Here is a 12,814-nt window from a genome sequence, read left to right on the forward strand (position 1 = left end):
GCCGCGCTGATGCCACGGCGCACGCTGATTGCCCTCACCGCGCTGGTGCTGGCGCTGCACTGGCTGCTGCTCAGGGGCGTGCCCCTGGTGTGGGACAGCCCGGCGGCACCCACGGGCCAGGTGTTCAGCACGCGCACCATCACGGCGGCGCCTGCGCCCATGGCGGCACCGTCGGCCGCCCCGGCTCCGCCACCCGCCGCACCGGCACCCGCGCCACGCAAGCGCCCCCCACGCGCCACACCGGTTGCCGAGGCGGCCCCCGCCGAGCCACCCGCGACGACGCCAGAAGCCGTGCCCTCCTCCGACCCGGCCATGCAGGTGGCGGCAGCGCCCGCAACGGCCGCCCCCCCTGCCCCGCCCGAGCCCGCGGCCTCTGCCGCCGTGGCTGCCGCATCTGCACCGGCCGCACCCGCGCCCCCCCCTGCGGAGGTGAACCCCACGGCGGCCGGCATCGACATCGCTCCGCCCGGCAGCGGCACGGGCCAGAACGCCAGCGCCGCAGCGCCGCCGGTGCAGATTCCGGCCCCCGTGCGCCTGACCTACGAGGTCAAGGGCCAGGCCAAGAAATTCGACTACACGGCCCGGGCCGAGCTGCTGTGGCAGCACGACGGCAGCCGCTACGAGGCGCGCCAGGAAGTGAGCGCCTTCCTCGTTGGCTCGCGCACCCAGCGCAGCACCGGCCTGGTGAGCGCCCAGGGACTGCAGCCCGAGCGTTTCGGGGACCGCTCACGCAGCGAGCAGGCCGCACATTTCGACTATGCGCAAGGCCGCGTGACCTTCAGCGCCAACACGCCGCAGGCTGCCATCGGCCCCGGCGCGCAGGACCGGCTGAGCATGTTCATCCAGCTCGCAGCCATGCTGGCGGCCGACCCGGCCCGCTACACGCCGGGCACGCAGATCACGTTGACCACCGTGAGCGCGCGCAATGCCGACCGCTGGACCTTCAGCATCGAGGCCCCCGAAACCCTGCACCTGCCCGTGGGCGCCACCCCCACCTTGAAGCTGCTGCGCCTGCCGCGGCGCGACTACGACCAGAAGGCCGAGCTGTGGCTGGCGCCGGGCCTGGGCTACCTGCCGGCGCGCATCAAGCTCACCCAGTCCAACGGCGACTTCGCCGACCTGCTGCTGCGCGGTAGCGACAAACCCTGAGCCTCCGTAAGCACGGGCGCGGCCGTGCACCGCTTGATCGCCGGATGCGTTGTAGGAGAGTGGCCCGACAGGTGTTGTGTTCTCCCCCACCCCCGGCGAAATACCCCTGCGAGGCCACCGCTTCGCACAATTCGTGAAATACTGTTACCACGCAGGGCCAGCCCACAAGCCTTGAACTCTGCCGACCCGCTGTCATCTGACATTCATATCGACAAAGGGAACACGATGCACATGCTCTACGACTCCGAATCCTTTGTGGTGGTCCACATGCTGCCCGACGCCCGGGAGTCCGTTGGCCAGGCGCTCAATGACACGGCACCGCCCAAGCCCCAGCTGGCGCGCCATGGCTTCGAGATCGTGGACAAGCGCTCCGGCAAGGAGGTCTACCTGGACGGGTCGTGGGCAGAGATGTTCCAGCAGCAGATCCTGGCCTGGCAGCGCGACACTCCGACGCAGGAAGAAGTGGAAGATGCGCTGGACCGCTACGCGGGCCTGGCGCAGAACCCCGTCGTGGTGCACTGAGCGCTCTACGCCAGCGCTCACTCCACCGGGTAGATCCGCCGGAACAGCGGCTCTACCAGGATCAACACCGCAATCAGCCGGCACACCTGGAAGGCCGTGACCACCGGCACGCCCAGCTGCAGCACCTTGGCCGTGATGGCCATCTCGGTGATGCCACCCGGCGACGTGCCCAGCAGCAGCGTCACCCAGGGCAGGCCCGTGCCCCATGCCAGCACGGCGGCGAACAGCGCACAGATGCCCATGAGCCCCAGGGTTCCCACGGCCACGCTGGCCAGCCAGCGCGGCGCAGTGCGCAGAAAATCCGCCCGAAAGCGCACCCCCAGGCTGACCCCGATCACCAGCTGCGCGGCATTCACCAGCCACTGCGGTACGGCCGAGAAGGTGATGCCCGCCATGGCAAAGCCCATGGACACCACCAGCGCGCCCATGAACCAGGGGTTGGCGCGGCCCAGCCGGTCCATGGCCAAGGCCCCCGCGCCGGTGAGCAACGCCATGAGGGCGAGGCCGGGCCAATCCACCACGCGCGTGGCGGGCGGCAGGATGTCGATGCCATGCAGCCCGCTCCACTGCAGGGCGAAGGGAATGGTCACGGTGACGATCAGCAGGCGCAGACTGTGGCTGGCGGCCACGAGGTCGGTGCGCGCGTTCTCACGCTCGGCCAGCAGGGTCATCTCCGACGCGGCGCCGATGGCGCCCGAGAAATAGCTGGTCGCACGCATCATGCTGGCCGGTACGCCGTGCATGCGCGGCGCATGCACCCGGTACAGCCAGGCACCGAACAGCCAGCCGAGCACCAGCGCCCAGACGATGCCCAGCGCGATCGCCCACCACAGCCCCGCCACCAGGCCCATGACCTGGGGCGTGAAATACAGGCCCAGGGCCGCGCCGATGGTCCACTGCCCCCCATTGCGCAGGGGGCCCCAGCTCTCGGTGGGCGCGCCGGCGATGGACAGCAGCGAGGTGGCCAGCAGCGGTCCGATCATCCAGGGCAGCGGGGTCTTGAGGGCCACGCAGGCAGCGGCTGCCGCCCATGCCACGGCAAGGGTCAGCACCACGCGGGTGGCGAATTGGAAATAAGTACGCATACGAAAGGCGGGGACCCGCGAGTATCGCTTGCGCCCACAGAGGTGCCCGAAAGCCCTCCACTGCCCGTAGGGCATGGCAGGCATCGCCAGCCACGCGGGCGGGGCGGCCGCCTCAACCATCCCGCTGGGCTGCCTGCGCCAGCAGCGACAGCCGCTGCACCAGCGGCGCGAACAATTCCACGGGCGTGTGGCCATAACCCAGCACCAGCCCGTTGTCCTCGGGCCGGGGCTGCAGGGCGAAGGCCGACAGCGGCGCGGGCGCCATGCCGTGCCCGCGCGCGGCGGTGGCGATGGCCTGGTCCGGGTAAGCGGGCGGCAGGCGCACCAGCAGGTGCATGCCGCAGTGCCCGCCCTCGATGCCATGCGGCACCACGAAATGCTGCGCCAGCGCGGCACGCAGCTGCTGCTGGCGCTCGCGGTACAGGCGGCGCATGCGGCCCAGGTGGCGGCTGAACTGGCCGCTGTCGATGAAGTCCGCCAGCGCCAGCTGGGCATGCCGCTGGCCGCCGCGCAGCATTTCGGCCAACGGCTGGCGCACGGCAGCCAGCAAGGCTTCGGGCAGCACCAGAAAGCCGATGCGCAGCGCAGGGAACATAGTCTTGCTGAAGGTGCCCACGTAGAGCACCGGCGCCCCATCGGCCAGCCCCTGCATCGCGGCGATGGGCTCGCCCGTGTGGCGGAACTCGCTGTCGTAGTCGTCCTCGATGATCCAGGCGCCATGGCGGCGCGCCTGCTCCATCAGCGCCAGGCGCCGTGCCACCGAAAGCACCGCCCCGCCCGGGTACTGGTGCGAGGGCGAGGTATAGACCAGGCGCGGCGTGCGCTCGCGCCAGTCGGCTTCGCCGGCCACCAGGCCCTGCGCATCCACGCGCAGCGGCAGCGTGTGCAGATCGCCACCATGCAGGGCCGATTGGGCGCCCCGGTAGCCGGGGTCTTCCACCCAGGCCGTGTCGCCGGGGTTGGTGAGCAGGCGCACGCACAGCACCAGGGCCTCCTGCGCGCCTTCGGTGATCACCACCTGCTCTGCGCTGCAGCGCACGCCCCGGGCCAGCGCCAGGTGGCGCGCAATGGCGGTGCGCAGCACCCTCTCGCCCAGTGGGTCACCATAGCCCAGAGCCGCAGGGCCGCCATCGCGCAACGCCCGGTCGAGCGCGCGGCGCCAGGCGGCCAGCGGAAACTGCGACAGGGCGGGCATGCCCGGGCTCAGCCAGTGGGCCGGCCCCGGGCGCGGCGCCTTGGGCTGGATGCGCGCCAGGCGCGCCGCCGTACGGGGGTCCGGTGCTGCCGACCCCTGGCCGCAGGGCGCTGCGGCGGCCGAGGGCACCAAGGCGGCGACCCGCGTGCCCTGCCGGTCCGACTGCACATAGCCCTCGGCCAGCAGGTGCTCGTAGGCGGCCGTCACCGTGTTGCGCGAGAGGGCCAGGGCCTCGGCCAATGCACGCGAACCGGGCAGCGGGCTGCCCGCGGCCAGCCGCCCGTCCAGGATGGCCTGCCGCAGCCGCTGGAACAGCTGGCGCCGCAGGGGCTCGGCGCCCGGGCTGTGGTCCAGCGCCTGCTCCAGCAGGGTCTGGGGAACCAGGGGTTCGGCGAGAGCGTCGGTCATGCGTGGCACCTGAAAATCGTCGTCTTCTGGCACTTTTCACAATGCCACGGCGAGTTTACCGTGGGAGCCTGCTTTCTTCTTTCCTTTTTTCTTGCAACCGAGGACACCCCGCATGGCTTCCACCCTGAACGCCTTCCAGCAACCCGTCGGCTCCGCCCTGCCCGGCTGGAGCGCCCGCCCACGCCCCGCACGCGACACGATCGAAGGCCGCTACTGCCGCCTCGAACCCCTGGACGCCGCACGCCATGCCGCGCAGCTGCATGCCGCCTATGTGAAGGACTCCGATGGCCGCAACTGGACCTACATGAACGTGGGCCCGTTTGCCGACGAAGCCGGCTACCGCGCCCACTGCGAGCAGGCGGCCGCCAGCACCGACCCGCTGCACTACACCGTGATCGACCAGCGCACCGACAAGGCCGTGGGCACGCTGGCACTGATGCGCATCGACCCGGCCAACGGCGTGGTCGAGGTCGGGCACGTGACGTTCTCGCCGCTGCTCCAGCGCACGCCGATCTCCACCGAGGCGCAGTACCTGCTGATGAAGTACGTGTTCGCCGACCTGGGCTACCGGCGCTATGAATGGAAGTGCGACAGCCTGAACGGCCCCTCGCGCCAGGCCGCTGCGCGCCTGGGCTTCACCTTCGAGGGCATCTTCCGCCAGGCCATCGTCTACAAGGGCCGCAACCGCGACACGGCCTGGTTCTCCATCGTCGACAGCGAATGGCCCACCATCAAGGCCGGCTTCGAGCGCTGGCTGGCCGCCGCCAATTTCGATGCCCAGGGCGTGCAGCGCGCCTCGCTCACGGCGCTGCGCGCGGCTGGGCCGGAGGCTGTGCTGGCCTGACCGCCTCGGCACGCGGGGAATGCCGCCTGGCAGCCATCTCGCGCCCCATCGGGGCCAGGGCTTCGGGCGCCAACAACCCCTGCACGGCCGGGTAGGCCACGCCTTCCTCGTCCTCGATGTGGCGCGCATAGCGCAGTGCAAAGCGCTCCAGCACGGCCTCGTCCGCCGCGCTGAAGGCGCTGGCCTGCCCATCCGCCACGGCCTGCAGGGGCCGCCGCGCTGCGGCCCAGTCGGCCACCATGTGCTGGTGGTCCTGCAGCAGGCGCTGTACCAAAGCCACCACCGCGGGAGCCCCCTGGGCCAGCAGCGGCGGGAACACGTGCAGTTCTTCGTCCTGGTGGTGCAGGGGCGCCGCCATGTCGAAGTAGCGCAGCACATCGCGCGCGGCCTGCCGGGCGGATTCGTCGCTGCCTTGCTGCCCTAGATGCGCGCGCAGCCGGCCCAGCAGCGCCAGCGTGCGCTGCACCCGCTCGTGGCAGGCCTCGAGCATCGCGAAAGGCTCCTCGAAACCCACGGCCGGGGTGTTGAATCCAGGCAGGTGCTTCAACCGCGTCCCTCGGCCGGATCGAAAGGCAGCACCACGCCATCGGCGCCCAGGGTGCTCACATAGGAGCCCACCCCTGGCCGTGTGCGCGCCGCGGCCTTGCGCGACTGCACGCTGCCCATGCTCAGGAAGCACAGGGCCAGTTCGTCCGGGCCCAGCCCGAAGAGGGCACGCAGGCCCGCCGACTTCAGGGCCCGGCCACTGGTCAGCGCCGAGCCGTAGCCCTGCGCCGTGGCCATGAGCAGCATGTTCTGCAGCGCGCAGCCGGCGGACACCAGGCGTTCGGGCAGGTCGATGCGCGGGTCGCCCCGGCCAGCGTCCACCACGGCCAGCAGCAGCACCGGCGCGCGGTAGGCCTTCTCGCGCGCCAGCGCCAGTTGCTCCGGCGTGGCGGCAGCGTCGCGCTCGGCCAGCGCCTGGGCAAACACCTCGGCCAGGGCCACGCGCGCGGCCTCGGGCACCAGCACGAAGCGCCAGGGCAGCAACTGCCCGTGGTCGGGCGCATGGGCCGCCGCGTCCAGGATCGCCGAGAGCTCGGCGGCGCTGGGGCCGGGCGCCACCAGCCGCTTGGGCAGTACCGTGCGGCGGGTGCGCATGAGCGCCCAGGCGCCGACCGCCGTGGCGTCCACCGCCGGCGGCGCGCCATGGGGTACGGGCCGCAGCGGCCAGGGGATCACCGCCATGCGAGGCTTTCCGGGCCGGAAACAGGCAGGCAGAGGCCGCGCATCAGCCGCAGGCCCCCGTGTGCCCGCACTGCGTGCAGTAGTCGCAGCCATCCTTGCGGATCACGGCATGCGCACCGCATTCGACGCACTTCTTGCCCGCCATGGCCTGGGGCACGGCCACGGGCGGTGCGGCAGGCTCTTCCAGCGGCAGCTGCTGCTGCACCGGATCGGCCACGCGGCGCGCCAGGATGTTCTGGATGGCATAGGCCATGGCCGCCACCTCGGAGTCGTGCCACATGGGCACCTGCGTGCCGTCTTCCTTGCGGTGCGTGCCCAGGCGCACGGGTCCCCGGTCCCAGGCGACCTTGCGCATGTCGCTGAGCGCGCGCTCCAGGAAGCCGCCGCGCGCCGCCAGCGACAGCATGCGCATGCTGGAGGTGATCCATTGCTGAGACTCGCCGCTCTGCCCCACGGGCATGAAGAATTCGATGGCCCGGTCCACCGTGGTGTTGCCCACGCCCGTGGGCACGGGCAGGAAGGAGACCAGCAGGTACAGGGTTTTGCGGCCCTCCTGCGTCCAGTACTCGACCTTCTCGGCCACGGCCGACAGGCCGCCCTTGGGCCGGCTCTCGATCACGGTGCGCATCGGGTCCACCGGCGGCGCGGCCGGTGCCGGGGCCGCCGTCACCGGTGCGCTGTGCGTTTCGAGCACCGATCCCAGGATGCTGTTGGGCCGGTAGGTCGCCAGCCCCTTCAGGCGTGCGTGCCAGGCGTGCAGGTACAGGTCCTTGAAGCCCTCGTACGGGTAGTCGGCCGGGATGTTCACGGTCTTGGAGATCGCCGTGTCCACAAACGGCTGCACGGCCTCCATCATCGCGATGTGGCCTTCGGCCGGCATGGCCAGGGCCGAGACGAAGAACTCGGGCAGCTGCAGCACGTTGCCGCCGAGCTCGCGGTACAAGCGCCAGGCATGGTCTTCCACTGCGTACTCGCTGGTGCTGCCGTCGGCCTCGCGCTTTTTGCGCTTGTAGGTCCAGGAGAACGGCGGCTCGATGCCGTTGGAGGCGTTGTCGGCAAAGGCCAGGCTCACCGTGCCCGTGGGCGCGATGGACAGCAGGTGGCTGTTGCGGATGCCATGCGTGCGGATGGCGTCCTGGATCGGTTCGGGCAGCCGGCTCGCGAAGGTGCCCTGCGACAGGTAGGGCCCGGCCTCGAATTTCGGGAAGGCGCCCTTCTCGCGCGCCAGGTCCACCGAGGCCAGGTAGGCGGCATCGCGCATGGCCTGGGCGATGCGCACCGCCATCTCGCGGCCCTCGGGCAGGTCGTAGCGCAGGCACAGCATGGCCAGCGTATTGCCCATGCCCGTGAAGCCCACGCCGATGCGCCGCTTGGCCATGGCCTCGTCGCGCTGCTGCGGCAGCGGCCAGAAGGTCACGTCGAGCACGTTGTCAAGCGCTCGCACCTGCAGCGCCACCGAGGCCGCGAAGGCCTCGAAGTCGAACGCAGCCACTCCGCCGAAGCCGAAGGGGTTGCGCACGAAGCGCGTGAGGATGATGGGGCCGAGGTCGCAGCAACCGTACGAGGGAAGTGGCTGCTCCCCGCAAGGATTCGTAGCGGCGATGTCCTCGCAGTAGTGCAGGTTGTTGTCCTCGTTGATGTGATCGAGGAACAGGATGCCCGGCTCGGCGAAGTCGTAGGCCGACTGCATGATGCTGTCCCACAGCGTGCGCGCCGGCACCGTGGCATAGACCCACTGGCCGTCGGTGCGCTGGTGGGCGCCCTGGCCGATCAGAGGTTCGCCGGGGCGGGCCTGGTGCACCAGCTCCCACGGGGCATCGTTCTCCACGGCATGGATGAAGGCATCGGGCACGCCGACAGAGACGTTGAAGTTGTTCCAGCGCCCGGGCGTGCGCTTGGCGGTGATGAACTCCTGCACGTCGGGGTGGTCGATGCGCAGCACGCCCATCTGCGCGCCGCGCCGCGCGCCCGCGCTCTCCACCGTGGAGCAGGACTGGTCGAACACGTTCATGTAGCTGCACGGCCCCGAGGCCGTGGACGCCGTGCCCACCACGCGCGCGCCCTTGGGGCGGATGCGCGAGAAGTCGTAGCCCACGCCACCGCCGCGGCGCATGGTCTCGGCTGCCTCGCGCAGGGCCTCGTAGATACCGGGGTAGCCGCCCTCGTCCACGCCCTGGATGCAGTCGCCCACGGGCTGCACGAAGCAGTTGATCAGCGTTGCCTGGATGTCGGTGCCCGCCGCGCTCATGATGCGCCCGGCACCGATGGCGCCAGCCTGCAGGTTGCCGAGGAACAGCGCCTCGTACTTGTCGCGCAGGGCGGGCGCCTCGACCGAGGCCAGGGCGCGGGCCACGCGCCGGTACAGGTCGTCGGCGCTGGTTTCGCCGTTCTTGAGGTACTTCTCGCGCAGGACGTCGAGGCTGATGGGTTGCATGGAGGTGGCGCCGGTCAAAGCACTGGATGTTTCGCGTTTCATGGCTGAAGGTCCTTGCGCTCCATCAAACAAGACAGGGATCCCCCGCTCACAGCAACCCGGCCGGGGAGGCGAAACCAGCACCATACATCGGCCGTATAGCCACACTGCCACCGTGGCCTCAGCCCCGTCGGGGGTGGCACACGGCGGGCCGTTAGCATGGCGGCATGCGAATCATTACGCCATCCACCCCTCCCATGGCCCGCCGGGCCCTGCCCCTGCTGGCGGCGCTGGCGCTGGCCGGTTGCGCGCACCCGCCCGCCCCGACGCCCCCTGTCTGGCCCGCCCGCCTGCAGCAGGTGCTGCCCGCCGACGTGCTGCTGCTGGGCGAGCAGCACGATGCCACCGAGCACCAGGGTCTGCAGCGCGAGGCAGTGCAGTGGCTGGCCGCGCGCGGCGCGCTCGCGGCCGTGGTGATGGAGATGGCCGAGCAGGGCAGCAGCACCGCCGGCCTGCCCAAGGGCGCCACCGACGCCGAGGCCCAGGCGGCCCTGAACTGGCAGGACAAGGCCTGGCCCTGGGCGAAGTACGGCCCGGTGGTGATGGCGGCGGTCAGCGCAGAGGTGCCGGTGCTGGGCGGCAACCTGCCGCGCAGCCAGATGCGTGCCACCATGGGCCAGGCGCAATGGGACGCGCACCTGCCGGCCCCGGCGCTGCAGCGCCAGTACACCGAGATCCGCGATGGCCACTGCGGCCTGCTGCCCGAAGCCCAGATCGCGCCCATGGCCCGCATCCAGATCGCACGCGACGCCAGCATGGCGCAAACCACGACCTCGGCCCTGCAGCCCGGCAAGACGGTGCTGCTGGTGGCCGGTGCCGGCCATGTCTGGCGCAGCCTGGGCGTGCCCACGCACCTGGGCGCTGGCGTGGCGGCCAAGGTGGTGGTGGCACGGGCCGGGGCCACGACGGCGGCCAGGGATGACGATGCCGACCAGGTCGTGGTCACCCCGGCCCTGCCGCCGCGCGATGCCTGCGCCGAACTGCGCGAGCAGTGGAAGGCCGCGCCGCGCAAGCCCTGAGCGCTGTCAGCGCCCGCCGGGCAATACCAGCTGCGCCCGCAGCAAGGCCTCGAACGCCTGCGCCCGCAGGGGCCGGCTGCACAGGTAGCCCTGGTAGGCGTCGCAGCCGCGCTCCTGCAGGAAGGCCAGTTGCGCGGGGGTCTCCACCCCTTCGGCCAGGACCGACAGGCCCATGCTGTGGCCCATGGCGATGATGGCCGCGCTGATGGCCATGTCGTCGGCGCTCTGCGGGATGTCGCGCGTGAAGCCCTGGTCGATCTTCAGCACATCGATGGGAAAGCGCTTGAGCTGGGCTAGCGAGGAGTAGCCGGTGCCGAAATCGTCCACCGCGATCCGCACCCCCAGGTCGCGCAGGCCCAGCAGCACCTGCAGGGCCTCCTCGGCGCGCTCGGCCAGCGCGGTCTCGGTGATCTCCAGCTCGAGCAGCGCGGCCGGAAAACCCGAATCGGCCAGCGCCGCCGCAGTGCAGCCGGCCACGTCGGTCAGGTGGAACTGGCGCGGCGAGACGTTGACGGCCAGCGTCACCTCCGGCAGGCCGGCATCGCGCCACTGCCGGCCCTGGCGGCACACCTCGCGCAGCACCCATTCACCGAGCGGGCCGATGACGCCCGAGGTCTCGGCCACGGGGATGAAGCGCGCGGGCGAGATGAGCCCCTCGTCGGGATCGTTCCAGCGCACCAGGGCCTCGGCCCCGGCGATGCGGCCCGTGGCAATGTCCACCTGCGGCTGGTAGTACACCTCCATGTGCCCCTGCGCCAGCGCCAGCCGCAGGCGCGATTCCAGCGCCAGGCGCTCGCGCGCGGCCTGGGTCATGGTCTCGTGGAAGAAGCACCAGGCGCCACGGCCGCGCGCCTTGGCACCGTAGACGGCAGCGTGCGCGCCCTGCTGCAGGCCCTCCACCGTGTCGGCATGGGTGGGGTACATGCAGATGCCCACGCTGGCCCCGGCCACCACCTCCAGCCCGTCGGGCGAGCGCCAGGGCTCGGCCACGGCCGCGATCAGCTGGCGCGCCACGGCGGCCGCGCCCTCGGAGTTGCGCATGTGGCGCGCCACCACGGCCAGTTCGTCGCCCGCCATGCGGCCCAGCAGGTCGCCCGGGCGCAGGGCCGACTGCACCTTCTTCGCAATGTGCTGCAGCACCTGGTCACCCGTGGCATGGCCATAGCTGTCGTTCACGTCCTTGAAGCGGTCCAGGTTGATCAGCAGCACCGCCAGGTGCTCGCCGCTCAGGCGCGCCTCGCCCACGGCCTCGGCCAGTTCGGCGCCAAAGCGCGTGCGGTTGGACAGGCCCGTGAGCGCATCGTTGTGCGCCAGGAACTCCAGGCGCTGCTGCTGCGCCTTCTCCTCGGAGATATCGGAGAACATGCACACGTAGTGCGTCACGGCGCCTTGCGGGTCGCGCACGGCGCTCAGCGACATGTGCTCGGGGAACACCTCGCCGTTCTTGCGCCGGTTCCAGATCTCGCCCTGCCAGTGGCCGGTGCCGTGGATGGACGCCCACATGGCGTCGTAGAAGGCCTTGTCATGGCGGCCCGACTTGAACACACGCGGATTCTGGCCCAGCAGCTCGGTCTCGGCATAGCCCAGCAGCCGGGTGAAGGCCGCGTTGACCGAGAGGATGCGGCCTTGCGCGTCGGTCACCACCACGCCCTCGATGGTGTTGTCGACCACCGTGCTGGCCAGGCGCTGGCGCTCCTCGCTGGTGGCCAGGGCCGCACGCACGGCCGCGATGTCGCCCCGGTCCTTGAGCATGCGCATCCGGGCCTGCTCGGCCTGGCGTGCGCGGTGTGCCAGCCATCCAGCCAGTGCCCCGGTCAGCAGCACGTAGAACCAGCCCTTCCAGGTCTGGTAGCGGGTCAGGTCATCCGGGTCCGTGACCCAGTAGACCAGCAGCAGATCACCGAGCCACACCCACACCACGCCCAGCACCAGGTACAGCGCCGCCACGCGCCAGGGAACCAACGACCGTGGGCCTTCCAACTCTTGCATCAAATCCCTCTTCCAAACCCATCCGGGCCTTGCTGCGACAATGGCACAGCTATGACGACCCAAGCCTACATCCTTACCCTGTCCTGCCCCGACCGCCTGGGGCTGGTGCACGCCGTCTCCGGCTTCCTGCTGGAGCACGGCGGCAACATCGAAGAAGCCGCGCAGTACAACGACCACGCCACGGGCCTGTTCTTCATGCGCGTGCAGTTCGCCTGCGACCAGCACGACCATGCCACGCTCAGAGAGCGCCTGACGGCGTTCGCCGAGCCGAACCAGATGCGCTGGAGCCTGCACGCCACGGCCCAGCCCGTGAAGACCGTGCTCATGGTCAGCAAGGAAGGCCACTGCCTGAACGACCTGCTGTTCCGCTGGAAATCCGGCCTGCTGCCCGTGGACATCCGCGCCATCATCAGCAACCACCGCGACTTCTACCAGCTGGCCGCCAGCTACAACGTGCCCTTCCACCACATCCCGGTCACGGCCGCCACCAAGGCGCAGGCCGAGGCCAAGCAGTTCGAGATCATCGAGGCCGAAGGGGCCGAGCTGGTGGTGCTGGCGCGCTACATGCAGGTGCTGTCGGACGACCTGTGCAAGAAGCTTGCGGGCCGGGCGATCAACATCCACCACAGCTTCCTGCCCAGCTTCAAGGGCGCCAAGCCCTACTACCAGGCCCATGACCGGGGCGTGAAGCTCATCGGCGCCACCGCCCACTACGTCACCGCCGACCTCGACGAAGGCCCGATTATCGAGCAGGACGTGGCCCGCGCCGACCACACCGACACGGTGGAAGACCTCACGGCCCGCGGCCGCGACACCGAAAGCCAGGTGCTGGCCCGCGCCGTGAAGTGGCACAGCGAGCACCGCGTGCTGCTCAACGGGCACAAGACGGTCGTTTTCCGCTGA

The 12,814-nt window shown here is 70.7% G+C and carries 10 protein-coding genes and 1 pseudogene; 5 read left to right on the forward strand and 6 right to left on the reverse strand.

Features of this window, described 5'->3' with window-relative positions:
- Positions 1-9: 9 nt before the first annotated feature.
- Together AC07PA_RS08845 and AC07PA_RS08850 are read left to right on the forward strand one after the other, a co-directional pair.
- Positions 10-1,149: a DUF3108 domain-containing protein gene (locus AC07PA_RS08845; protein ID WP_494609178.1), complete on the forward strand. Its 1,140-nt coding sequence runs from the start codon at positions 10-12 to the stop codon at positions 1,147-1,149.
- 225 nt (positions 1,150-1,374) lie between these two features.
- On the forward strand, positions 1,375-1,671 hold the full coding sequence (locus tag AC07PA_RS08850; protein ID WP_007848772.1) for a BTH_I0359 family protein: 297 nt from the start codon (positions 1,375-1,377) through the stop codon (positions 1,669-1,671).
- Positions 1,672-1,688: 17 nt separating this feature from the next.
- Here the strand turns inward: AC07PA_RS08850 and AC07PA_RS08855 are convergent, their stop codons facing one another.
- Positions 1,689-2,756, reverse strand: a complete 1,068-nt coding sequence (locus tag AC07PA_RS08855; RefSeq protein WP_035202024.1) for an AbrB family transcriptional regulator — start codon at positions 2,754-2,756, stop codon at positions 1,689-1,691.
- A 112-nt stretch (positions 2,757-2,868) separates the two neighbouring features.
- Positions 2,869-4,359, reverse strand: coding sequence for a MocR-like pyridoxine biosynthesis transcription factor PdxR (gene pdxR, locus AC07PA_RS08860; RefSeq protein WP_494609177.1), 1,491 nt, complete (start codon positions 4,357-4,359; stop codon positions 2,869-2,871).
- Between the two features lie 112 nt (positions 4,360-4,471).
- Here pdxR and AC07PA_RS08865 point away from each other — a divergent pair.
- Positions 4,472-5,191 (forward strand): annotated as a pseudogene (locus AC07PA_RS08865) (GNAT family N-acetyltransferase); the annotation flags it as partial.
- Here the strand turns inward: AC07PA_RS08865 and AC07PA_RS08870 are convergent.
- Genes AC07PA_RS08870 through AC07PA_RS08880 form a run of 3 tightly spaced genes read right to left on the reverse strand, consistent with a single transcriptional unit; the run spans position 5,160 to position 8,906 of the window.
- Positions 5,160-5,693: a hemerythrin domain-containing protein gene (locus tag AC07PA_RS08870; RefSeq protein ID WP_494609251.1), complete on the reverse strand. Its 534-nt coding sequence runs from the start codon at positions 5,691-5,693 to the stop codon at positions 5,160-5,162. The pseudogene AC07PA_RS08865 and the gene AC07PA_RS08870 sit on opposite strands and share 32 nt — an antisense overlap.
- Before the next feature lie 53 nt (positions 5,694-5,746).
- On the reverse strand, positions 5,747-6,430 hold the full coding sequence (locus AC07PA_RS08875; protein ID WP_494609176.1) for a nitroreductase family protein: 684 nt from the start codon (positions 6,428-6,430) through the stop codon (positions 5,747-5,749).
- A gap of 43 nt (positions 6,431-6,473) precedes the next feature.
- Positions 6,474-8,906: an adenosylcobalamin-dependent ribonucleoside-diphosphate reductase gene (locus tag AC07PA_RS08880; RefSeq protein ID WP_494609175.1), complete on the reverse strand. Its 2,433-nt coding sequence runs from the start codon at positions 8,904-8,906 to the stop codon at positions 6,474-6,476.
- 194 nt (positions 8,907-9,100) lie between these two features.
- Here AC07PA_RS08880 and AC07PA_RS08885 point away from each other — a divergent pair, with 194 nt between their 5' ends.
- Entirely contained in the window at positions 9,101-9,922 is an 822-nt protein-coding gene (locus AC07PA_RS08885) for a ChaN family lipoprotein (RefSeq protein WP_494609174.1), read from the forward strand.
- A 6-nt stretch (positions 9,923-9,928) separates the two neighbouring features.
- On the opposite strand, the gene AC07PA_RS08890 is transcribed toward AC07PA_RS08885, so the two are convergent.
- Positions 9,929-11,911 carry a putative bifunctional diguanylate cyclase/phosphodiesterase gene (locus tag AC07PA_RS08890; protein WP_494609173.1) on the reverse strand — a complete coding sequence of 661 codons (1,983 nt, stop codon included), beginning with the start codon at positions 11,909-11,911 and terminating at the stop codon, positions 9,929-9,931.
- Between the two features lie 51 nt (positions 11,912-11,962).
- On the opposite strand from AC07PA_RS08890, the gene purU reads away from it, so the two are divergent.
- Complete coding sequence (gene purU / locus AC07PA_RS08895; protein WP_007856009.1) at positions 11,963-12,814, forward strand: formyltetrahydrofolate deformylase; 852 nt, start codon at positions 11,963-11,965, stop codon at positions 12,812-12,814.

It is taken from the genome of Acidovorax sp. GW821-FHT09B03 (assembly GCF_059418305.1).

Coding starts and splice junctions, on each gene's coding strand:
- AC07PA_RS08845 (WP_494609178.1), top strand. CDS start 10: ATGCCACGGCGCACGCTGATTGCCCTCACCGCGCTGGTGCTGGCGCTG.
- AC07PA_RS08850 (WP_007848772.1), top strand. CDS start 1,375: ATGCACATGCTCTACGACTCCGAATCCTTTGTGGTGGTCCACATGCTG.
- AC07PA_RS08855 (WP_035202024.1), bottom strand. CDS start 2,756: ATGCGTACTTATTTCCAATTCGCCACCCGCGTGGTGCTGACCCTTGCC.
- pdxR (WP_494609177.1), bottom strand. CDS start 4,359: ATGACCGACGCTCTCGCCGAACCCCTGGTTCCCCAGACCCTGCTGGAG.
- AC07PA_RS08870 (WP_494609251.1), bottom strand. CDS start 5,693: ATGCTCGAGGCCTGCCACGAGCGGGTGCAGCGCACGCTGGCGCTGCTG.
- AC07PA_RS08875 (WP_494609176.1), bottom strand. CDS start 6,430: ATGGCGGTGATCCCCTGGCCGCTGCGGCCCGTACCCCATGGCGCGCCG.
- AC07PA_RS08880 (WP_494609175.1), bottom strand. CDS start 8,906: ATGAAACGCGAAACATCCAGTGCTTTGACCGGCGCCACCTCCATGCAA.
- AC07PA_RS08885 (WP_494609174.1), top strand. CDS start 9,101: ATGGCCCGCCGGGCCCTGCCCCTGCTGGCGGCGCTGGCGCTGGCCGGT.
- AC07PA_RS08890 (WP_494609173.1), bottom strand. CDS start 11,911: ATGCAAGAGTTGGAAGGCCCACGGTCGTTGGTTCCCTGGCGCGTGGCG.
- purU (WP_007856009.1), top strand. CDS start 11,963: ATGACGACCCAAGCCTACATCCTTACCCTGTCCTGCCCCGACCGCCTG.